Origin of the sequence: Zavarzinia marina (assembly GCF_021568905.1) — a bacterium.
In the GTDB taxonomy this organism is placed as follows: Bacteria; Pseudomonadota; Alphaproteobacteria; order Zavarziniales; family Zavarziniaceae; genus Zavarzinia; species Zavarzinia marina.
The window spans coordinates 418,545-438,606 of record NZ_JAKGSB010000002.1; the positions used below are offsets into that span (position 1 = coordinate 418,545).

Consider the following 20,062-nt stretch of genomic DNA (forward strand, 5'->3'; position numbering starts at 1 on the left):
CTCACCAGTTTTCCGACCAGGGACGCAGGTCGAGTTCATGGGTCCAGGCATCGCGCTTCTGGACGTGGAGCGACCAATAGGCATCGGCGATATGATCCGGGTTCAGGATGCCGTCGTCGTCCTTGGTCGCATAGACGCTCGGGAAATTGTCGCGGATGAAGGCGGTGTCGATCGCGCCATCGATGATGGAATGGGCGACATGGATGCCCTGGGGCCCCAATTCCCGCGCCATGCTCTGTGCGAGCGCCCTGAGCGCGTGCTTCGCCCCGGCGAAGGCGGAAAAGCCGGCGCGGCCCCGGACCGAGGCGGTGGCGCCGGTGAAGATCATGGTGCCGCGCCCGCGCGACAGCATCACCCGCGCCGTCTCCCGCCCCGCCAGGAAACCGGCGAAACAGGCCATTTCCCAGACCTTGTAATAGACCCGCGAGGTCGTTTCGGTGATGGGAAAGCGGACGTTGGCGCCGATGTTGAACACCATGACCTCGATCGGGCCGACGCCGGCCTCGATCCCCGTGATCAGGGCCGCCACCTGTTCCTCGCGCCGGGCGTCGGCGCCGAAGGGCATGGCCGTGCCGCCCGCCGCCTCGATCTCGGCGACCAGGGGCGCCAGCTTGTCCGCGTTGCGGCGAACGAGACAGGCGGTGAAACCTTCCCGCGCGAAGCGCTTCGCCACCGCGCCGCCCAGCGCGTCGCCCGCGCCGACCACCAGGGCCACCGGCTTGCCCATTCCAGAACCTCCCCTATCGCGGCTATTCCCGCTTGCTTTTCTGTATGATATGCATCATCCAGATTCACGATGATCGCCATCATGCAGATCGTCAAGCGAAATAGGAGGCGGGCGGCCATGGGCCATTCCCAGGCGCAGAAGGAAGCCAATCACGACCGCATCCTGGCGGCGGCCATGGATCTTCTGCGCGACAAGGGCCTGGACCATATGGGCGTTGCCCAGGTGATGCGCGCCGCCGGCCTGACCCACGGCGGTTTCTACAGCCATTTTCCCAATCGCGAGGCCATGGTGGCCGAGGCGCTGCGCACCGCCTTCGAGCGTGACGAGCGCCGCCTCGCCAAGGCCGCGGCCAAACACGGGCGGAGCGAACGGATGGGCATGATCGAAGCCTATCTCTCGCCCGCCCACCGCGACGATCCGGCCCATGGCTGCACGGCGGCGGCGCTGGCGGGCGATGCCACGCGGGCCGATCCGGCGCTGCGCCGGATCTTCACCGAACAGGTGGTGCGCTATCGCGACCGGATCGCCGACCTCATCCCGGCGGAACGCGACGCCGCCGAATCCCACGCCCTGTTCGGCATCGCCGCCATGATCGGCGCCCTGCTGGTCGCCCGGGCGGTGGACGACGAGGCGCTTTCGGACGACATTCTGGAAGCCGCGCGGCACCATCTGACCAAGAGCATGTAACGATAAACATAACATCCAGAGGAGAGCACGATGACCACCCCCTTCGCCTTTTCGGGCCAGCACGTCTTCGTTTCGGGCGGCACCAGCGGCATCAATCTCGGCGTCGCCGAGGCCTTCGCCGAAGCGGGCGCCAAGGTCAGCGTGCTGTCGCGCAAGCAGGACAAGGTGGACGCCGCCGTCGCCCGCCTGAAGGCGCTGGGCGGCGAGGCCCAGGGCTTCGCCGGCGACGTGCGCGACCCTGCAAGGATCGAGGAAGTCTTCGAACAGGCCGCCGCCGGCTTCGGCGAACTCGACGTGCTGATCTCGGGGGCCGCCGGCAATTTCCCGGCGCCGGCGCTGGGCATTTCGCCGAACGGCTTCAAATCGGTCGTCGACATTGACCTGATGGGCACCTTCCACGTGGTGAAGGCCGCCTTCCCGCACATGAGGAAGCCCGGCGGCTCCATCGTCAACATCTCCGCCCCGCAGGCCTATATCCCGATGGATTTCCAGATGCATGTCTGCGCCGCCAAGGCCGGCGTCGACATGATCACCAGGGTCGCCGCCCTCGAATGGGGCGACTTCGGTCTGCGCGTCAATTCGGTGGTGCCCGGCCCGATCGAGGATACGGAGGGCATGGACCGTCTGGCGCCGACGCCCGAAGCCAAGGAAGCCGCGCGCGTCTCGGTGCCGCTGGCGCGCTACGGCACCAAGCGCGACATCGCCAATGCCTGCATGTTCCTGTCCAGCCCCTACGGCGCCTATATCTCGGGCGTCGTGCTGCCGGTCGACGGCGGTTGGAGCCTGGGCGGCGTCGCCGCCATTTCCGCCACCATGAAGAAAGCCTTCATGGGCGGCTGAGGCCGTCCACCGCGACACCGCGTCGGCCGGCGCCGGACCCCTTGGGCGCCGGACGAAACAGGAAGTCGTCGGGCAGGCCCATGCGCCGGCAGGCGAGCTGGGGCGGCGTGTCCTTCAGGAGGCGGGGCACGAAACGCGCCAGGGGCCGCAGCATGGCGATGGTCGCCGCCTCGGCGGCGGCCGGGCGGCGCAGGCCGAACCTGTCCTTGGCCCAGTCGGGCAGCAGGTCGATGCCGGCATCGAAGAGAAGCCGCTTGGACCGGCGGCCGCCGACGCCCGGCACCTTGTCGCCCCGGGCGACGGCGATGAAATTGTCCATCGGCGCGCCGCGCGACAGGCGCGGCTCGAAGGAGCGGACGAAGTCTTCCGCCGCCGCCGCCGTGCGCGGAATCTCGAAGCGGCCGTAGTCGCCGGTGATCGCCGCCCCTTCCTGGATCAGGCGATCACGCTCGGCCGGGCTCAAGGGGCCGGCGACGAAACGCTCGTAGGCGCGGGCGAAGCCCATGTTGGCGGTCAGATGGACGAAGGCCATGCGCTCGGGATCGAAGGCGGTGTAACGTCCGCCGTCCGACAGGGGGCCGCGCACCTTGGCGTGGCGGCGCGCCACTTCCTTCATGAGATCCGCCTTGGCCGCCTTCGAGGCATAGGTGCTGGCCAGCGCCGCCGACAGGGTGCGCTGGGTCCGGCCCAGGGTGTCGGTCTTGTAGTCGGAGAACGTGTCGACCCCGGTGCCGACCCCTTCCTCGGCCAGTTGCAGAATGACGGCCGGCACGGCACCGATGGCGAAGACCAGCGGATTGGCCATGACCCGCCAAGTCAGGCTGTCGGGACCAAGGGCACCGGGATCGCCCGGTCCCGCCAGATAATCGACGCGATAGGCCGGATCGGCGGGGTTGTAGACCAGTTCGAACGAACGGTGCAGGGCGCCGTAGATCGGCAGCCGCGCCAGCGTGGATGCCACGAAATCGCCGATACCCATGGTCTGCTCTCCGGCCTGTACTCGATGGCACCGAGGATGACAAAGCCGAAATATGACGAAAACTCCGGTTCGGGTCGCATTGACCCGGGCACCGGCACCGACGCGCAAGCTCTTGAAGGAAAAGCGCTATCGTCCCGCCGTCGGACGTGGCGGCGCTTTGCCGGGACCCGCTGCCGCCAGCCTCACTCGGCTTTGGCGCGGGCGGCGAGGACCTTGCGGATGGCACCGGTCAGGGTCGCGATCTCGTCCTCGGTCGCGACGAAGGCCGGTGTCAGATAGACGATGTCGTTGAACGGCCGGACCCAGACCCCTTCCAAGACGAAGGCGCGTTTCAGCGCATTCAGATCGGCGATCCGGTCGAGCTGGACGACGCCGATCGCCCCCTTCACCCGAACGTCGACGACGCCCGGCAGGTCGCGGCAGGGCACCAGTTGGTCGGCCAACTGCGCCCCGATCGCCGCCACCTGGTCGAGGCGCGGCTCGCGTTCGAACAGGTCGAGGGAGGCATTGGCGACGGCACAGGCCAGCGCATTGCCCATATAGGTCGGCCCATGCATCAGGGCGGCGGAGGGGCGATCGTCCCAGAAGGCGTCGAACACGCGACGGGTGGCGACGGTCGCGGCCAGCGCCATGGTGCCGCCGGTCAGCGCCTTGGAGAGCGTGACCACGTCGGGCACCACGCCCGCCGCCGAACAGGCGAACATGGAACCGGTGCGCCCGAAGCCGACGAAGATCTCGTCGAACACCAGCAGCGCGCCGATCCTGTCCGCCGCCCGGCGCAGATGGCGCAGCACGTCCGGCCCATGCATCTTCATGCCGCCGGCCCCCTGCACCAGGGGTTCGACCAGGATCGCCGCGATCTCGTCGCCATGGGCATCGACGAAACGGTCGAAGGCTTCGGCCTTTTCATCGTCCAGCGGCAGATCGACCACGTGATGCCGCGGCAGAAGCCCGGTGAAGAGGGAATGCATCCCCTCCTCCGGGTCGCAGACCGCCATCGTGCCGATGGTGTCGCCGTGATAGCCGTAGCGGAAGGACAGGAACTTGTTCCGTCCCTTCACCCCGCGATTGATGAAATATTGAATCGCCATCTTCATGGCGATCTCGACCGAGACCGAGCCCGAATCCGAGAAGAACACCCGATCCAGATCGCCCGGCAGCAGGGCGGCGAGGCGCCGCGCCAGGGTCAGGGCCGGTTCCTGCACCAGACCGCCGAACATGACGTGCGGCAGGCGTTCCAGCTGCGCGACGGCGGCCTGTCGGATATGGGGATGGTTATAACCGTGACACGCGGTCCACCAGGACGCGATACCGTCGACCAGCTCTCGCCCGTCGGCCAGGCGAATGCGCAGGCCTTCAGTCGATGCCACCGCCAGGGGCGGCGTCACCGTCTTCATCTGGGTATAGGGCAGCCAGACGTGATCGAACCCGGCCGTGTACCAGCCGGGCGCGTCCTGGGTCATGGATCTACTCGGCGGCCTGAGCGGGGGTGGCAGCTTCGCAGGCCAGCGGCATGGGGCGGATGCCCAGGCGGTCGAACAGACGCTGATCCTGATCCTGTTCCGGATTGTCGGTCGTCAGCAGCTTGGCACCGATGAAGATCGAATTGGCGCCGGCCAGGAAGCACAGCGCCTGGGTCTCGTCCGTCATGTGTTCGCGCCCGGCCGAAAGCCGGATCATGGAGGCGGGCATCATGATCTTGGCGACGGCGATGGTGCGCACGAAATCGATCGGATCGAGCGGCGCCGCATCGTCCAGCGCCGTCCCCTCGACCTTCACCAGAAGGTTGATCGGCACGGATTCGGGATGGGCCGGCAGATTGGCCAGCGTCACCAGCAGGCCGACCCGGTCGTCCAGATCCTCGCCCATGCCGACGATGCCGCCGCAGCAGACGCTGATGCCGGCGTCGCGCACGTTTGCCAGCGTATCCAGCCGGTCCTGATAGGTCCGGGTCGAGATGATCTCGGGATAATATTCCGGCGATGTGTCGAGGTTGTGATTGTAATAGTCGAGGCCGGCGTGCTTCAGGCGCTGCGCCTGGTCGCCGTCCAGCATGCCGAGGGTGACGCAGGTCTCCATGCCCATGGCCTTCACGCCCTGGATCATCTCGATCACCTGGTCGAGGTCGCGGTCCTTGGGGCTGCGCCAGGCGGCGCCCATGCAATAGCGGCTGGCGCCCGCTTCCTTGGCGCGGCGCGCTTCCTCGAGCACGGCGCCGACGGCCATCAGCTTCGAGGCCTTGAGGCCGGTGTCGAATTTCGCCGACTGCGGGCAATAGCCGCAATCCTCGGGACAGCCGCCGGTCTTGATCGAGAGCAGGGTCGACATCTGCACTTCGTTGGCGTCGAAGAAGCGGCGATGGGCCGTCTGGGCTTCGAAGATCAGGTCGGCGAACGGCAGACGGAACAGGGCGTCGACTTCGTTGCGGGTCCAGTCGTGGCGCAGGATCTGCGGCGGAACGGCGGCGTCGGGCGAAGCGGCGGCAATCTCGGTCATGGGCGACCCAATCCTCACAGGGCAGGACAAGCGTCGGGGCGTCGGCCCCGGAACCTCGGCGCAGACTAGGCCGCTTTGCGGTCACGTCAAGGGTGGACCAGCCCACCCGGGGGGTGCCCCCGGATTCGACGGCCGGGGGGCACCCCCCAGGGATCGAGGAGGTATTGACCGGCGACGACAATGGGACCAAGGTGCGCCGCCTTTGAGGAATTGTGTCGATCATGCGCTCGCTCGACGCCTTCGCGGCAGGCAAGCTTGACGAATTGGACGCGCGCCACCAGCGCCGCACCCTGGTCCCGACGGCCCGCCTTTCCGGCCCCTGGCTGGAACGCGGCGGCCGGCGCTATGTCTCCTTTTCCTGCAACGACTATCTGAATTTCTCGACCGATCCGCGCCTGAAGGCGGCTGCCGTGCGCGCGGTCGAAGCCCATGGCACCGGCGCCGGCGGCTCGCGCCTGATCACCGGCAACCATCCCCTGATGGAAGAGCTGGAAGCCCGCCTCGCCCACCTGAAGGGGACGGAGGCATGCTGCGTCTTCGGCTCCGGCTATTTGGCGAATGTCGGCATCATCCCGACGCTGGCCGGTGGCGACAGTCTCGTCCTGGTCGACGAACTGGCGCACAACTGCATCAATGCCGGCAGCCAGATGGCCCGGGGCCGGGTGATGCGCTTCGCCCATAACGACCTCGGCGAACTCGAAGCCCTGCTGAAGGCCCATCGCGCCGATTTCGCCCATGTCCTGGTGGTGACCGACGGCGTCTTCTCGATGGACGGCGACCTCGCCCCCCTGCCGGCGATGAGCGCGCTGTGCAAGGCCCATGACGCCTGGCTGATGACCGACGACGCCCATGGCATCGGCGTGCTGGGCGGCGGCAGGGGCTCGGCCCATGCCTTTGCCGAGCCGATCGAGATCCCCCTGCAGATGGGCACATTGTCGAAGGCGATCGGCTCCTACGGCGCCTATCTCTGCGCCTCGCGCCCGGTGATCGACCTGATGAAGACGCGGGCGCGCACCGTGGTCTATTCGACCGGCCTGCCGCCCGCCGCGATCGGCGCCGCCCTCGAGGCCCTGAACATCATCGAGACCGACCCGGAGTATTGCGCCCTGCCGGTCGAGCGCGCGCGGCGCTTCACGAGGGCACTGAACCTCGCGCCGGCCGAGAGCCCGGTGGTGCCGGTGATCCTGGGGCCGGAGACCCGCGCCCTCGACGCCCAGCGCATCCTGGGCGAGGCCGGCTATCTGGTCGCCGCCATCCGCCCGCCGACCGTGCCCGCCGGCACCTCGCGCCTGCGCTTCGCCTTCTCCGCCCAGCACACGGACGAGGATATCGACCGCGTCGCCGCCATCCTGCGGGAGCGGATCCTGTGACCCGTTCCCTCTTCGTCACCGCGACCGGGACCGAGATCGGCAAGACCCTGGTCACCTGCGCCCTGGCGCACCAGTTGCGCGGCCGGAACGCCCGCGTCCTGAAACCCGTGGTCAGTGGCTATGAGCCCGAAACGGCGGCGGAAAGCGACCCCGGCCTGATCCTGGCCGCGCGCGGCGAAGCCCTGACGGAAGAGAATATCGCCGCCATCGCGCCCTGGCGCTTCCGTACCCCCGTCGCCCCCGACGTCGCCGCGCGGCTGGAAGGCAGGTCCGTGACCGCGGCCGAGGTCGCCGCCTTCTGCACGACGGCGGGGCGGGGCGCCCAAATCCTGATCGTCGAGGGCGCGGGCGGCCTGATGGCGCCGATCGCCGAGCGCGAGACCTTCCTCGACGTGCTGGCCGTCACCCGCTGGCCGTCGCTGATCGTCGCGGGCAGCTATCTCGGCACGCTGTCGCACATCTTCACGGCGGTGGAGACCCTGAAGGCCCGCGCGCTGCCCCTCGCCGGCATCGTGATCAGCGAAAGCGAGCGGGACGCGCAGTCGATCCCGGAACTGACCCGGTCGATCGCCGCATTTCTGCCGGAATTACCGGTTTCTGTCGTGCCGCGCCTGGCAGGCCCCCAGAATTGGGCTTCGGCGCCGGACCTCACACAATTTCTTGTGGACAAGTCATCATCTTGTGTGGCGCGAACGCCATAACCCGAGATATAGTTGTTTTCGTTGCAGGCAAGACCGTTTACGGGGGAGTGAGGACATCATGTCCTGGACCGACGAGCGCATCGCGACACTACGCGACCTTTGGGAACAAGGCCTGAGCGCCAGCCAGATCGCTGCTCGGCTCGGCAATGTCACGCGCAACGCCGTGATCGGCAAGGTTCACCGCCTCGGCCTGTCCGGCCGGCCGAGCCCGGTGCGCACCGAACGCCAGGCGGCGCCCGCCGCCGCCGGCACGCCGCGCACCGAAACGGCGCCGCGTTCGGCCGCGCCGGCACAGCCCCGCCCGGTGCGTCTGGTGGCCGACGGTCAGCCCCGCCCCGCCGTCGCGCCGGCGCCGGCCGCGCCGCCGACCCCGGCTCCCAAGGCCCGCGTCGTGACGGCCGCCCAGGCGACCCCGCCCCGCCCCGCCGAGACCCGCACGGTCGAGCCGGAACCCATGGTCCGCGCCACCCTGCTGTCGATCAACGACCGCATGTGCAAATGGCCGGTGGGCGATCCGGGCGATGCCGGTTTCCACTTCTGCGGCCGCCGCGCCCAGACCGGCATGCCCTATTGCCAGGAACATGCCCGCATCGCCTATCAGGCGGCGACGCCGAAGGCGCGCGAGAAGCGCGACCGGGACCGCGAGCGCGAGCGCGAGCGCCTGTTGCGGACCCTGACGTCGTAAGCGGCATTCATCCTTCGAGACGGGGCCTGCGGGCCCCGTTTTCGTTTGCAAAAAAATTCATCCGTCAGGTTGCGGCATCGCACCATTCTTAACTTCGTATTGGCATTTCTCCCCATAATGGGAGCCATGCCGCACACGCCGATTCACGCCATATCCCCACGCCTCCGCCACCGCCTCAAGGAGGTCGAATCCCTGCTCGCGCGGGACGGCGATGCCATCATGGTGTGCGAGGCCGGCGACCTGGATCCGCCCTTCCCCCGCATCGTCGACGCCAATGCCGCCCTCGCCCGGCTGACCGGCCACGATATCGAGGCCATGCTGGGCCAGACGCCGCGCCTGTTCCGCCATCCGGATGCCGATCCGGCCAGCCGCGCCGCCGTGCGCGAGGCGCTGACCGCCAAGCAGCGCCTGCATATCGACCTCCTCAACCGTTCGAAGAGCGGCGAGGACTACTGGGTCGAAACCGACATTGCCCCGGTGGTCGATCCCGACAGCGGGCGCCTGTTCTACATCGCCTTCCAGCGCGACGTGACGCGGCGCAAGCGTCTGGAGGACGAACTGAAGGCGGCCCTTGCCCGCGCCGAACGGGCGACCGAGGGCCGCAACGAATTCCTGGCCGCGGTCGCCAACGACCTGCGCGGCCCCCTGGGCGTCATTTCCGCCAATCTCGAACTGCTGGGCAAGGGCCTTCTGTCGCCGGGCCAGCACCCCCTGGTGGTCGCGGCGGAAACGGCGGCGCGCAGCCTGGCGGCCCAGATCGGCGACATGATCGAATTCGCCCGCCTGGACGCGGCGCCGGCGCCCAGCGGCCCCGCCGTACCGCTGATCCTGTCGGATTTCGTGCTGGCCATGCGGCGCGGCATCGCCGTCGAGGCCGCGCACCGCCGTCTCCACGTCGAGACCATGATCGGCCCCGGCGTGCCCGAAGTGACCCGCACCGACATCCCGCGGCTGCGCCAATTGGTCGGCCATCTGCTGGCCCACGCGCTGCGCCAGACCGAAAGCGGCGGCATCGCCCTGGTGGTCGAACGGGCGGGGGCCGACATCCGCTTCTCCGTCCACGACAGCGGGCCGGGCGGCAAGGCCGCGCACGGCGAATGGCAGCAGGCCGGGGTCGGCCCGCAGGCGATCGGCCTTGCCATCGCCGCCCATCTCGCCGCCGTGCTGCAGAGCTGGATCGAAATGGACACGGCGCCGGGCACCGGGACCAGCCTGTGGTTCGACCTGCCCGCCGGCGACGGCCAGATCCTGGACTCGGCACCGACCGCACCGATCGAATGGCGCCGGGCGCTTCGCGCCGGCGCGCGCGGCAACGAGGCGCCGCCGCCGCCCGAGGCGGAACAGGACAGCCCGCTGTCGGCGCTTCGCGTGCTGGTGATCGAGGAAGATCCCGCGCGCCGCACCACCCTGGCACGGCAGATCCATTCGCTGGGCGCCAAGGTCGACATTCTGGCCGATCGGCGCATGGCACTGATCGTCGCGACGGCCGAGACCCGCTACGACGCCGTCATCCTGCGCGACGAAGGTAGCGACGCTGCCCTTGATTTCGCCCGGGCGCTGCGCGATTCCGAGGCCGAGCACGGCCTGCCCCATGGCCGCATCGTCCTTCTGTGCGACGCGGCGGACGAGGCGCGGCTGCGCCTCTGCCGGGAAGCCGGCATCGACGCCCTGCTCGAAGCGCCCTTCGACCTGTCGAGCCTGGCCGACGCCCTGTCCGAGGGCGCGGAGAGCCTGACGCAGGAACGGCTGGAGGCGATCGACGCCGCCGCCCTGAAGGCCCGCCTGAACATCGCCGATGATTTCGAGCTGGCCGCCGCCCTCGCCGTCTTCGCCGAGGAGCTGGACGACATCCAGCAACGCCTCGAACAGGCGGTCGCGGTCAAGGACGGCGAGAGCGCGCGCGATCTCCTGCATATGCTGGCCGGCAAGGCGCGGGACAATTGCGCTCCCGGCCTCGCCGCCGCCCTGCCGCCCTGTCAGACCGCCGTCGCCGCCGGCGACTGGGGTTTCGCCACCCGCGCCCTGTCGCGCATCGGGACCGAGGCGGACCGGCTGCGCGACGCGCTGGAGCAGATGCTCACCGCCGCCTGAGCAGCCCCAATCCGGAGCCGCCTCATTCCGCCGCCTGGGCGAAGCCTTCCGGCGGATCGCCCCGGCGAAACGCCTCCAGGAGGCCGGCGCGGCTGCCTTCCGCCAACGCCATGGCCGCCGCCTTCACCGGGCCGAAACCCCGGATCCGTGCCGTCGACACCATCAGGGCGACGGCGGTCGCGTGATTGTCCGGGCGAAGGTCGCGCGCGATTTCGCCCGCCAGGTCCAGGGTCAGGTCGCGCAGCGCCCGTTCCGCCCGGCGTTCCGCCGTGTGGCCGAAAGGATCGAACCATGTGCCCCGCAGGATCTTGAAGCGTTTCAGCACGCGGAACAGGGCGAGGGTGCCGGGGCCATAGGCCTTCTTCGCCGGACGTCCGGTGGCGGGGTCGATCCGTGCGGTCAGGGGTGGGCTGAGGTGCAGGGTCAGGCGGTGGCCGTCCTCGAACATCGCCGCGATCATGCGGGCGAAGGCACCGTCGGTATAGAGGCGAGCGACCTCGTATTCGTCCTTATAGGCCATCGCGCGGAACAGCGCCTCGGCCCCTGCCCGCGCCAGATCGTGCGATCCCGGCAGCACCCGTTCCTCCGCCGCGCGCAGCGCCGCCACCGCGGCCTCGTAGCGCCGCGCATAGGCTGCGTTCTGATAGAGCGCCAGATGGGATGCGCGCCGGGCGACGAATTGCGCCAATGTCTCGGTGGGGCGGTGATGGTCCGGCAGCCCCGCGCCCTCGACGGACGCGGCGGCGGTTTCCGCTCGGGCGGGATCGAGCGCCGCCATCCGGCCCCAGCGGAACGCCCGCCGGTTCGCCTCCGCCGCCGTCCGGTTCAGGTCGATCGCCGCCTCGATGGCCGCCGGTGCCACGGGCAGCAGGCCCTTCTGGGATGCGATGCCGAGAATGAACAGATTGGTCGCCAGCGCGTCGCCGATCAGGTCGGTCGCGAGGCGCGTCGCCTCCACCGCCTGCACCCGGTCGCCGCCGCAGGCGTCCGCGATCAGTTCCAGCAGACGGGCCATGGGCAGGCGGGCCTCGGCGTCATGGGTGAATTCGGCGATGCTGCCGACATTGGTGTTGACCAACGCCATCGTATGGCCGAGGCGCATGCGCAGCCGGGCATCGGCCCCGGCCGCGACCACGGCATCGCAGCCGAGCACCAGATCGGCGCCCCGCGCCGGCACGCGGACGGCGGCACCGGGCCCGGCACCGATCCGGATGTGACTGGTCACCGCGCCGCCTTTCTGGGCGAGACCGGTCTGGTCCAGCACGGAGGCCGCCTTGCCCTCGACATGGGCCGCCATGGCGATCAGGGCCGCCAAGGTGACGATGCCGGTACCGCCGACGCCGAGGGCGAGGCCCGACCACGGCAGGGGCGCCAGGGCCGGATCCGGCAGGGCCGCGACGTCGGGCATGTCGCCACCCTTCGGATGGGGCGCGCGAAGATTCGCACCTTCGACCGTGACCATGCTGGGGCAGAAGCCCTTGAGGCAGGAATAATCCTTGTTGCAGGACGACTGGTCGATCTGTCGCTTGCGCCCGAATTCGGTATCGACCGGCACCACCGACAGGCAGTTGGACTGAATGGCGCAGTCGCCGCAGCCTTCGCACACCGCCTCGTTGATGACGACGCGGCGCTGGGGATCGCGCAGCAGGCCGCGCTTGCGCCTGCGCCGCTTTTCGGCGGCACAGGCCTGGTCGTAGATCAGCACCGTGACCCCCGGCACCTCGCGCAATTCGCGCTGCACCCCATCGAGTTCCGCGCGGTCGTGGAAGGAGACGCCGGCGGGAAAGCGCCCGGAATCATGGCGGTCGATATCCTCCGCGACCAGGGCGATACGCTCCACCCCCTCCGCGCGGACCTGGGCGGCGATCATGGCGGGTGTCAGCGGGCCATCGTGATGCTGGCCACCGGTCATGGCGACGGCATCGTTGAACAGGATCTTGTAGGTTACGTTCACGCCCGCGGCGACGGCGGCGCGGAGCGCCAGCAGGCCGGAATGGAAATAGGTGCCGTCGCCGAGGTTCTGAAACACATGGGGTGTCTCGACGAAGGGCGCCTGGCCGATCCAATTGGCGCCTTCGCCGCCCATGTGGGTGAAAGTCTCGGTCGCCCGATCCATCCATGTCGCCATGTAATGGCAGCCGATGCCGGCATGGGCGATGCTGCCCTCGGGCACCACGGTCGACGTGTTGTGGGGACAGCCGGAACAGAAATAGGGGGTGCGCCGGGACGGTGCCGCCTCCGGTGTATTCGCGCCCTGAAGGGTGACGAGGCGGGTTTCGATGTCCGCGTCCCCCATCATCGCGACGAGCCGGCGGCCCAGCGCCGCCGCGACCTCGGCCGGGGAAAGCTCGTCATGGCTCTTCAGAAGGGGCGTGCCATCCGTGTCGCGCTTGCCGAGGACGCGGGGCCGGACCTCCGCCCGGTCGTAGAGGATGGATTTCACCTGATCCTCGATCAGGGGGCGCTTTTCCTCGACCACCAGGATCTCGCCGAGCCCCTCCGCGAATTCGAGCAATCCGTCCGGTTCCAGGGGCCAGACCAGGGCGATCTTGTAGATCGCGATGCCGAGTTCGGCGCGCCGTGCTTCATCGAGACCGAGGAGGGCGAAAGCCTCCATCAGGTCGCCGTAAGCCTTGCCGGCGGTGACGATGCCGAAACGCGCCTCCGTCGAGCGTTCCACCACCCGGTCGAGGCGATTGGCGCGGGCGAAGGCGCGCACCGCCGGCAGTTTCACGAGATGGAGCCGCGCCTCCTGGTCCTGGGCCGTATCGGGCCAGCGGATATGGACGTCGGCGGGCGGCGGCGGCGCGGTGAAGCCGGCGAAACCCGGCGTCGCCGAAATCGTGCCGGAACTGTCGGCGATCTCCGCCACCAGCTTGAGGGCGGCCCAGGTGCCGGCATGGCGCGACAGGGCGATGCCGGCGAGGCCGTAATCGATGACTTCCGCCAGGTTGGACGGGGCCAGCACCGGGATCATGGCATCGACGAAGGCATATTCGGTCTGATGGGCGGTGGTCGAGGATTTGCAGGTGTGATCGTCGCCCGCGATCGCCAGCACGCCGCCCGTCGGATGGCTGCCCGCCAAATTGGCGTGCTTGAAGACGTCGCCCGTGCGGTCGACCCCCGGCCCCTTGCCGTACCAGAGACCGAAGACCCCGTCGACGCGCGGTTTCTTGTGGCCGAGCGCGATCTGCTGCGTGCCCCAGAGCGCGGTCGCCGCCAGATCCTCGTTCACGCCCGGCTGGAAATGGACGTCGACCGCCTCGAGCAGGGCTTTCACCCGGCCGAGTTCGAGATCGAAGCCGCCCAGCGGCGAACCGCGATAGCCCGAGACATAGCCGCCGGTGACGAGGCCGGCCTCGCGGTCGCGGCGCTGCTGCTCGAAGATCAGGCGCACCAGCGCCTGCATCCCATTGAGGAAGATGGGGCCGTCATGCCGGAGATATTTGTCGTCCAGGGTGACGGCGGACGGAACATTGGCGCCATCGGCCATGATCGTGCCTCCCCGATCGTGAATTCTTCTCGTCGTCTCAATATTGGCACATCGTCCCTACTGGACAAGCCACGAGGCCCGGGGCACAAGGCATCGTCCACAGAGGGAGGGACCCCGATGGCCATCGTTCGCTTCGATTCCGGTCCGCGCATGTCGCAGGCCGTCGTTTTCGGTCAGATGATCTTCCTGGCCGGCCAGGTGGCCGAAACCAAGGCCGGCCATTCGGTGACGGAACAGACCACCGAGATCCTGGGCCAGATCGACGCCCTGCTGGCCCGCGCCGGTTCCGACAAGGACCACATCCTGTCCGCCACCATCTATCTGACCGACATTTCCACCTTCGAAGAGATGAATCTGGTCTGGGAAAGCTGGGTCACCCCGGATCTGACGCCGGCTCGCGCCACCGTCGAGGCCAAGCTGGCGGCGCCGCAATACACCGTCGAGATCCAGGTGACGGCGGCCAGGAAGTAAGACTCAGGCCCCCGTCGCCGCCCCCTGATTCAAGGTCACCCCCAGGCCCGATTCGGCGACGAACAGGGCCGCCTCGTGGTGCAGCCAGTCGCGGAAATGGGCGATCGCCGGCTCGTCCGCGCGTTCGGGCAGGGTGACCGTCCAATAGGAGAAGAGATCGGGCACCTGGACGTCGAACAGACGCACCAGGCGCCCGCTTTCGAGGTCGGGGGCCACCAGCGCGCTCCGCGCCAGCGCGATGCCGCCGCCGCGCGCCGCCGCGTCGAGCAGCACGGCGGAATCCTGGAACACCGTGCCGAAGCGCAGGCTCGTGAAGTCGAAGCCGGCGGCCCGGCACCACATCGCCCAGTCGTCGAAGGAATCCCGCAGCAGGAGATAACGCCTGAGATCCGCCGGCGTCTCCGGCAGACCGCCGGCCAGCTGCGGCGAGGCGACGGCGAAGAGGTCCTCAGCCATCAGGAAGCGCACGTCGAGGCCCGGATAATTGCCCCGGCCGGAACGGATGGCGAGATCGACGCCATCGCGCCGAAGATCCGCCAGTTCGCGCCCCGTGCGCATGCTCAGGACGACCTCGGGATGGGCCTCGTGAAAACGTTCGAGGCGCGGCACCAGCCAGCGCGCCGCGAAGGACGTCAGCACCGAAATGGTCAGCGTGTCGTTCGACTGGCGGCGGACGGTGTTCATCGCCTGATTGATCTGGGCGAAGCTGCCGGTCAGCACGCCCGCCAGATGCTGGCCCGCCTCGGTCAGCACGACACCCCGGCCGCGGCGGTTGAACAGCGCCGCGCCGAGCAGCGCCTCGAGCGCCCGCACCTGATGGCTGATCGCGCCGTGGGTCAGGTGCAATTCCTCCGCCGCGCGGGTGAGGGAGAGATGGCGCGCCGCCGCCTCGAAGGCGCGAAGGGCGTTCAGCGGCAATCGGTCCATGGCTCCAATCCGTCAATTCAATTCACATATTAGACCAACCGTTCTCCTTTGTCGAATTTGCCGGCATGCCTCATTTTCTGCGCATCGCAAGCATTCGAACGGAGCACCGAGATGTACAATCAGGCTAACACCACGCACCTGCCCGCGGCGTCGGGCTTCCATCCCCTGCGCCGCCTCGCCGCCGTCGCGCGGCGTGTCTGGACCTGGCACGCGCACCGCCGGGCCATGGCCCATCTGCTGACCCTCGACGACCGCTTGCTGCGCGACATCGGCGTCGAGCGGGCGACGGTGGTGGGCCTCTACCGCAATCCCGCCGCCGGCCTTGCGCAGGACCGCGACCGGGTGCAGCGGGGCTGATCGCCTTGACGTCGAGGGGGTGGGGAAGGCGCTCGGCGACCGTCCCGGGACGGCGATCTGTCAATCGGCTTCATATGTTGTCTCAAGCTTTCTCCTTTGTCGATGCCGGGACCATCCCCCATGTTCCCGGTATCACCCTCTCTCGGCGGAGCAGTGGAATGTTGAATCGGATCCATGGCGAAGGCCTGCCCCACCCCAAGACCCCGCTCCCCTCGGCCGGTCCGCGCGTCCTGCCGCGCATCGGGGCGCTGTTCCGGCGCGCCCGGGCACGGCGCGACCAGCGCCGGTCCCTCGTCCATCTTCAGACCATCGATGCGCGCATGCTGGGCGACGTCGGCTTCGAGCGCGGCCTGCTCGCCGGACGCTTCCGGGGGCCCGGCCTCGAAATCGAACGGATCTGGTGGGGCTGACCCTCAGGCGCTTCGGGGCGGCAGGACCAGCCTGAACAGGGCGCCGCCGCCGTCCCGATCGCATGCCTCGACGCGGCCGCCATGGCGGCGCGCGACGGTGGCGACGATGGCGAGGCCGAGTCCGGCGTTGCCGCCGCCGCTCGGCGCCGTCGAGACGAAGGGCGCGAAGAGCTGGCCGGCCGGCCCCGGCGGCAGCCCCGGCCCCCGGTCGCGGACCTCGATTGCCGCGCCACCCCCCGCTTCCGCCGCGACCTCGATCTCGACCATGGTGCCCGGCGCAGCGTGACGCACCGCATTGTCGATCAGATTGCGCAGGGCTTCCGCCAGCGCCGCCGCATCCCCATTCGTCGCGACCGCCCCCTCGGGTGCCCGAAAGTCCAGTTCGCGCCCCCGCGCCAGGGCCAGAGGCGCGCCCTCCGCCACCACGTCGCGCGCCAGCGCCACCAGATCCAGCGCCACCAGGGGCGCCTGCGCCTGATCCAGCCGGGCCGAGGTCAGCAGCCGCTCGACGATCCGGCCGAGACGCTCGACGTCGGCGCCGAGACGCGCCGCGATCTCGCGGTCGGCCAGCCCGTCGAGACGGGCACGCAGGACGGCGATCGGCGTCTTCAATTCATGGGCGGCATCGGCGACGAAACGACGTTCGTGGGCGAAAGCCGCCGCCACCCGGTCGAAGGCGTCGTTCACCGCCGCGACCAGAGGCGCCACTTCGCCCGGCACGGCGGCGGGATCGAGCCGGTCCCCGCCGCCCGTCGGATCGAGGACGGCGAGGCGGGCGGTCGCCGCCGCCACCGGCGCCATCGCTCGGCGCATGGCGATCCAGGCGAAGATCATGGAGACGGCGAGCGCCGGCACCGCCGCCGGCAGGATCTCGCCCCCCAATTCCCCGAAGACCCAGCGCGCCAGGTCCGGCCAATAGTGATCGCTGCGCGCGACCGCGATCCGGACCGGCCGTCCCTCGACCGAGACCGTCAGCATGACGCCATGCACATTATCACCGCCCGGCGGCGTCAGGGTGAAACGGCTCTCGCGCCAGTCGCGCAGCCAGGAATCGCCCAGCGCCGCCCGCAGGTCGACGCTGGACCCCGGCGTCAGCCGATCGCCGTCCGGATCATAGACGACGTAGCGGAGATCCGGGATCGACGCCAGGCGTTCCGCCCAATCGTCTTCCGCCGTATCGAGGACGATGTGGCCGGCCGCATCGGCATGGACGGCGTCGGCGAGGTCGGAGGCCAGTTCCACGAGTCCCTCGTCCACCTGATTGTCGTGATCGGCGAGGCCCGAGATGATGAAGCCGGCCGAAATGCCGACGAGCGCGATCAGATTGGCGACGATCAGCGCCCGCAGGATGGCGCGCAGCAGGCTGCGGGGCGGGGCCGCGCTCACGCCGGGCCCCGCAGCATGTAGCCGACCCCGCGCACGGTGACGATCTCGACGTCGGCGCCGGCCTGGGCGAGATGGCGGCGCAGGCGCGAGACCACGGCTTCGAGGGCGTTCGGCTCCACCGCCTCGTCGAGGCCGTAGAGCGCATCGAGGGCGGCGTGCTTCTGCACCACCTTGCCGGCGCTGCGCATCAGGACCTGCAACAGGGCGCGTTCCCGCCGCGCCAGCGCCAAGGCCGCGCCCGAAACCGTCGCCTCCATATGAGTCGGATCGAATTCCACGCGGCCGAGCGCCAGCACCGGCGTCAGGCGGCCGCGCGGGCGACGCAGCAGGGCGCGCAGGCGGGCCACCAGTTCGGCATGGTCGAAGGGCTTGCCCATGTAGTCGTCGGCGCCCGCGTTCAGGCCCGCCACCCGGTCCGGCGTCGTGTCGCGCGCGGTCAGCGCCAGGATCGGCAGGCCGGGTTGGAGCCGGTGTAACGGCTCGACCAGGCTCAGTCCCTCCCCGTCCGGCAGGCGACGGTCGAGGACGGCGGCATCGAAGGCGCCGGCCTCGGCGAGCGCCAGGGCATCGGCGAGGCTCTGGGCGAGATCGACGGCGAAACCGTCGCGGCGAAGGTTTTCGGCGACGACGGGCCCCAGATCCCGATCGTCCTCCACCAGAAGAATGCGCATGGCTCGAATGACCCCGTCGTTCCGTCAATCCGCGGTCCGTCAGGCAGCCGTCAGCTTGCCCGGCGATAGTCCCGCTCGACGCCGAGCCATGCCCCACCCGGCCGGCGCACCATAGCAAGGAGCACGAGATGCGTCACCTTCTCCCCATCGCCGCCGCCGCCCTGGTGCTGTCCGCCGGCGCCGCCTTCGCCGAGGACGACATGTGCAGGGGCGACGGCCCGATGAAGCCGGAGGCCGAAGTGAAGGCCCGGTTCGAGGGCCAGGGCTATCAGATCCGCAAGTTCGACGACGAGGACGGCTGCTACGAGCTCAAGGGCATCGCCCCCGACGGCAAGAAGGTCGAGATGTACATCAACCCCTGGACCGCCGAAGTGGTGAAGACCAAGACCTATTGAGCCTTCCCCCTTCCGCATGACCTCGCGCCGGCAAGGGGTGTCGGCGCCTGGGGCCCTGTATCGGTCACCCCTGCCCCTCGATCGATACAGGGTTCACCCCTTCCGCCCCCTATCCCCCTTCTCCATTGCCGAGGATTTCCGCCATGACGTCGACGTCGCCGAAGACCGTGAAGGTCTGGGATCCGCTGGTCCGCCTGTTCCATTGGTCGCTGGTCGGCGCCATCGCCCTCGCCTGGCTGGTGGAGGAAGGCGAATGGCTGCACCGCAGGGCCGGCTATGTCGCGCTGGGTCTCGTCGCCTTCCGTATCGTCTGGGGCCTGATCGGCCCGCGCCACGCCCGTTTCGCAAATTTCGTCAAAAGCCCGTTCACGGCCCTTCGCTATCTCTTCGACGAGATGCGCGGCGCGGGCCAACGCCATATCGGCCACAACCCCGCCGGCGGCGTGATGATCGTCGCCCTGATCCTGGACGTCGCCGCCACCGGCCTCACCGGCTGGCTATCGACCACCGACGCCTTCTTCGGCGTCGACTGGATGGGCGGGGCGCATGAAATATTCGCCAACCTGATGCTGGCGCTGATCGGCCTGCATCTGGCGGGCGTCCTGTTCTCCAGCCTCCGCCACGGCGAGAATCTGGCGCGCGCCATGATCACCGGGCGAAAGCGCGCCTGAGGCGTCAGTTGCAGAAAGCGGCGACCTCCGAACGCGAGAGGGCGCCGTCGCCATTGGCGTCCAGCTTGGCGCCGCGCTCGGTCAGCTTGGTCTGGATCTCGGCCAGGGAAACGCGGAAGTCCAGGTCCGCGTCCGCCGACATCACCAGATCCGTCGTCACCGGCGTCAGCAGGAAGCGCCGCATTTCGGGATCCGGGATCTCGGTCCCGCCGGGTGTCGTCGCCGGCGGTTCCGATGGCGGCATCGGGTTGGAAATCGCGCGACGGTATTCCGGCGGATAGGTCTTCACCCGGAAGTCGGTCAGTTCGACGGGCGTGACGAAGCCGTTCGCATCCGCGTCGACCGAGGCGAAGAAGCGGGCGGCGTCGAGTTTCGCCTCCGCGAGATCGACGACACCGTCGCCATTGCCGTCGGCGCGCTGGAACCAGCGGCCTTGCGCATCGCTGCAGCTTTCGCCGCTTTCGAACAGCAGCGGCTCGCCCGAGACGGCGACCGGCGGCCCGGCGCTGTAGGCGAGCCGAGAGCGGTTGCAGCCGCCGACCGCGAGGACCGACAGGACGGCGACCGCCGTCAGGCCCGCCACCCGGATTTTCACGCGAGACATCGTTCCTCCCGCCCCGTTTCTTCCCAGGGGCGGGATCCTATGGCCCCGGCTCGCCGACGGCAAGCATGTGCCCGCACCCCGCCCGTCATTGCACTTTCGAT

Annotated in this window: 20 protein-coding genes; 11 read left to right on the top strand and 9 right to left on the bottom strand. The window is 69.2% G+C overall.

Features of this window, described 5'->3' with window-relative positions; all coding sequences use genetic code 11:
- Position 1 precedes the first annotated feature (1 nt).
- Positions 2–727 carry an SDR family oxidoreductase gene (locus tag L2U69_RS07765; RefSeq protein ID WP_236106217.1) on the bottom strand — a complete coding sequence of 242 codons (726 nt, stop codon included), beginning with the start codon at positions 725–727 and terminating at the stop codon, positions 2–4.
- A gap of 81 nt (positions 728–808) precedes the next feature.
- Between L2U69_RS07765 and L2U69_RS07770 the strand changes: the two genes are divergently transcribed.
- Entirely contained in the window at positions 809–1,414 is a 606-nt protein-coding gene (locus L2U69_RS07770; protein ID WP_236106218.1) for a TetR/AcrR family transcriptional regulator, read from the top strand.
- Between the two features lie 30 nt (positions 1,415–1,444).
- Entirely contained in the window at positions 1,445–2,254 is an 810-nt protein-coding gene (locus tag L2U69_RS07775) for an SDR family oxidoreductase (protein ID WP_236106219.1), read from the top strand.
- Here the strand turns inward: L2U69_RS07775 and L2U69_RS07780 are convergent.
- The 3 genes from L2U69_RS07780 to bioB all read right to left on the bottom strand — a co-directional run bounded on the left by L2U69_RS07780 (position 2,241) and on the right by bioB (position 5,729).
- Positions 2,241–3,233, bottom strand: a complete 993-nt coding sequence (locus tag L2U69_RS07780; RefSeq protein ID WP_236106220.1) for an oxygenase MpaB family protein — start codon at positions 3,231–3,233, stop codon at positions 2,241–2,243. The genes L2U69_RS07775 and L2U69_RS07780 overlap by 14 nt on opposite strands.
- 182 nt (positions 3,234–3,415) lie before the next feature.
- Positions 3,416–4,696 carry an adenosylmethionine--8-amino-7-oxononanoate transaminase gene (locus tag L2U69_RS07785; RefSeq protein WP_236106221.1) on the bottom strand — a complete coding sequence of 427 codons (1,281 nt, stop codon included), beginning with the start codon at positions 4,694–4,696 and terminating at the stop codon, positions 3,416–3,418.
- Positions 4,697–4,700: 4 nt separating this feature from the next.
- Positions 4,701–5,729, bottom strand: a complete 1,029-nt coding sequence (bioB, locus tag L2U69_RS07790) for a biotin synthase BioB (RefSeq protein WP_236106222.1) — start codon at positions 5,727–5,729, stop codon at positions 4,701–4,703.
- A gap of 221 nt (positions 5,730–5,950) precedes the next feature.
- On the opposite strand from bioB, the gene L2U69_RS07795 reads away from it, so the two are divergent.
- The 4 genes from L2U69_RS07795 to L2U69_RS07810 all read left to right on the top strand — a co-directional run bounded on the left by L2U69_RS07795 (position 5,951) and on the right by L2U69_RS07810 (position 10,576).
- Positions 5,951–7,099: an aminotransferase class I/II-fold pyridoxal phosphate-dependent enzyme gene (locus L2U69_RS07795; protein ID WP_236106223.1), complete on the top strand. Its 1,149-nt coding sequence runs from the start codon at positions 5,951–5,953 to the stop codon at positions 7,097–7,099.
- Positions 7,096–7,800: a dethiobiotin synthase gene (bioD, locus tag L2U69_RS07800; protein WP_236106224.1), complete on the top strand. Its 705-nt coding sequence runs from the start codon at positions 7,096–7,098 to the stop codon at positions 7,798–7,800. Before L2U69_RS07795 ends, bioD begins: the two co-directional genes overlap by 4 nt.
- A 58-nt stretch (positions 7,801–7,858) precedes the next feature.
- Entirely contained in the window at positions 7,859–8,485 is a 627-nt protein-coding gene (locus L2U69_RS07805) for a GcrA family cell cycle regulator (RefSeq protein ID WP_236106225.1), read from the top strand.
- Positions 8,486–8,611: 126 nt separating this feature from the next.
- On the top strand, positions 8,612–10,576 hold the full coding sequence (locus L2U69_RS07810; protein WP_236106226.1) for a PAS domain-containing sensor histidine kinase: 1,965 nt from the start codon (positions 8,612–8,614) through the stop codon (positions 10,574–10,576).
- A gap of 22 nt (positions 10,577–10,598) precedes the next feature.
- On the opposite strand, the gene L2U69_RS07815 is transcribed toward L2U69_RS07810, so the two are convergent.
- Positions 10,599–14,069: an indolepyruvate ferredoxin oxidoreductase family protein gene (locus L2U69_RS07815; RefSeq protein ID WP_236106227.1), complete on the bottom strand. Its 3,471-nt coding sequence runs from the start codon at positions 14,067–14,069 to the stop codon at positions 10,599–10,601.
- 117 nt (positions 14,070–14,186) lie between these two features.
- Here L2U69_RS07815 and L2U69_RS07820 point away from each other — a divergent pair, with 117 nt between their 5' ends.
- Entirely contained in the window at positions 14,187–14,540 is a 354-nt protein-coding gene (locus tag L2U69_RS07820; RefSeq protein WP_236106228.1) for a RidA family protein, read from the top strand.
- A 3-nt stretch (positions 14,541–14,543) separates the two neighbouring features.
- Here the strand turns inward: L2U69_RS07820 and gcvA are convergent, their stop codons facing one another.
- Complete coding sequence (gene gcvA, locus L2U69_RS07825) at positions 14,544–15,467, bottom strand: transcriptional regulator GcvA (RefSeq protein ID WP_236106229.1); 924 nt, start codon at positions 15,465–15,467, stop codon at positions 14,544–14,546.
- Positions 15,468–15,578: 111 nt separating this feature from the next.
- On the opposite strand from gcvA, the gene L2U69_RS07830 reads away from it, so the two are divergent.
- Complete coding sequence (locus L2U69_RS07830) at positions 15,579–15,824, top strand: DUF1127 domain-containing protein (protein WP_236106230.1); 246 nt, start codon at positions 15,579–15,581, stop codon at positions 15,822–15,824.
- A gap of 158 nt (positions 15,825–15,982) precedes the next feature.
- On the top strand, positions 15,983–16,234 hold the full coding sequence (locus L2U69_RS07835; RefSeq protein ID WP_236106231.1) for a hypothetical protein: 252 nt from the start codon (positions 15,983–15,985) through the stop codon (positions 16,232–16,234).
- A gap of 3 nt (positions 16,235–16,237) precedes the next feature.
- Here the strand turns inward: L2U69_RS07835 and L2U69_RS19245 are convergent, their stop codons facing one another.
- Both L2U69_RS19245 and L2U69_RS07845 read right to left on the bottom strand, forming a co-directional pair.
- Positions 16,238–17,620 (bottom strand): sensor histidine kinase, encoded by a 1,383-nt coding sequence (locus L2U69_RS19245; protein WP_236106232.1) that lies wholly within the window; start codon positions 17,618–17,620, stop codon positions 16,238–16,240.
- Positions 17,617–18,291: a response regulator transcription factor gene (locus tag L2U69_RS07845; protein ID WP_236106233.1), complete on the bottom strand. Its 675-nt coding sequence runs from the start codon at positions 18,289–18,291 to the stop codon at positions 17,617–17,619. The genes L2U69_RS19245 and L2U69_RS07845 overlap by 4 nt, the downstream gene beginning before the upstream one ends.
- A gap of 128 nt (positions 18,292–18,419) precedes the next feature.
- On the opposite strand from L2U69_RS07845, the gene L2U69_RS07850 reads away from it, so the two are divergent.
- Positions 18,420–18,686 carry a PepSY domain-containing protein gene (locus tag L2U69_RS07850; protein WP_236106234.1) on the top strand — a complete coding sequence of 89 codons (267 nt, stop codon included), beginning with the start codon at positions 18,420–18,422 and terminating at the stop codon, positions 18,684–18,686.
- 143 nt (positions 18,687–18,829) lie between these two features.
- Positions 18,830–19,357, top strand: coding sequence for a cytochrome b/b6 domain-containing protein (locus tag L2U69_RS07855; RefSeq protein ID WP_236106235.1), 528 nt, complete (start codon positions 18,830–18,832; stop codon positions 19,355–19,357).
- A gap of 4 nt (positions 19,358–19,361) precedes the next feature.
- On the opposite strand, the gene L2U69_RS07860 is transcribed toward L2U69_RS07855, so the two are convergent.
- Complete coding sequence (locus L2U69_RS07860) at positions 19,362–19,961, bottom strand: EF-hand domain-containing protein (RefSeq protein ID WP_236106236.1); 600 nt, start codon at positions 19,959–19,961, stop codon at positions 19,362–19,364.
- Between the last annotated feature and the right edge of the window lie 101 nt (positions 19,962–20,062).

What these genes read in the sequence shown, in the direction of transcription:
- L2U69_RS07765 (WP_236106217.1), bottom strand. Translation starts at nt 727, where the DNA reads ATGGGCAAGCCGGTGGCCCTGGTGGTCGGCGCGGGCGACGCGCTGGGC.
- L2U69_RS07770 (WP_236106218.1), top strand. Translation starts at nt 809, where the DNA reads ATGCAGATCGTCAAGCGAAATAGGAGGCGGGCGGCCATGGGCCATTCC.
- L2U69_RS07775 (WP_236106219.1), top strand. Translation starts at nt 1,445, where the DNA reads ATGACCACCCCCTTCGCCTTTTCGGGCCAGCACGTCTTCGTTTCGGGC.
- L2U69_RS07780 (WP_236106220.1), bottom strand. Translation starts at nt 3,233, where the DNA reads ATGGGTATCGGCGATTTCGTGGCATCCACGCTGGCGCGGCTGCCGATC.
- L2U69_RS07785 (WP_236106221.1), bottom strand. Translation starts at nt 4,696, where the DNA reads ATGACCCAGGACGCGCCCGGCTGGTACACGGCCGGGTTCGATCACGTC.
- bioB (WP_236106222.1), bottom strand. Translation starts at nt 5,729, where the DNA reads ATGACCGAGATTGCCGCCGCTTCGCCCGACGCCGCCGTTCCGCCGCAG.
- L2U69_RS07795 (WP_236106223.1), top strand. Translation starts at nt 5,951, where the DNA reads ATGCGCTCGCTCGACGCCTTCGCGGCAGGCAAGCTTGACGAATTGGAC.
- L2U69_RS07805 (WP_236106225.1), top strand. Translation starts at nt 7,859, where the DNA reads ATGTCCTGGACCGACGAGCGCATCGCGACACTACGCGACCTTTGGGAA.
- L2U69_RS07810 (WP_236106226.1), top strand. Translation starts at nt 8,612, where the DNA reads ATGCCGCACACGCCGATTCACGCCATATCCCCACGCCTCCGCCACCGC.
- L2U69_RS07815 (WP_236106227.1), bottom strand. Translation starts at nt 14,069, where the DNA reads ATGGCCGATGGCGCCAATGTTCCGTCCGCCGTCACCCTGGACGACAAA.
- L2U69_RS07820 (WP_236106228.1), top strand. Translation starts at nt 14,187, where the DNA reads ATGGCCATCGTTCGCTTCGATTCCGGTCCGCGCATGTCGCAGGCCGTC.
- gcvA (WP_236106229.1), bottom strand. Translation starts at nt 15,467, where the DNA reads ATGGACCGATTGCCGCTGAACGCCCTTCGCGCCTTCGAGGCGGCGGCG.
- L2U69_RS07830 (WP_236106230.1), top strand. Translation starts at nt 15,579, where the DNA reads ATGTACAATCAGGCTAACACCACGCACCTGCCCGCGGCGTCGGGCTTC.
- L2U69_RS07835 (WP_236106231.1), top strand. Translation starts at nt 15,983, where the DNA reads ATGTTGAATCGGATCCATGGCGAAGGCCTGCCCCACCCCAAGACCCCG.
- L2U69_RS07845 (WP_236106233.1), bottom strand. Translation starts at nt 18,291, where the DNA reads ATGCGCATTCTTCTGGTGGAGGACGATCGGGATCTGGGGCCCGTCGTC.
- L2U69_RS07850 (WP_236106234.1), top strand. Translation starts at nt 18,420, where the DNA reads ATGCGTCACCTTCTCCCCATCGCCGCCGCCGCCCTGGTGCTGTCCGCC.
- L2U69_RS07855 (WP_236106235.1), top strand. Translation starts at nt 18,830, where the DNA reads ATGACGTCGACGTCGCCGAAGACCGTGAAGGTCTGGGATCCGCTGGTC.
- L2U69_RS07860 (WP_236106236.1), bottom strand. Translation starts at nt 19,961, where the DNA reads ATGTCTCGCGTGAAAATCCGGGTGGCGGGCCTGACGGCGGTCGCCGTC.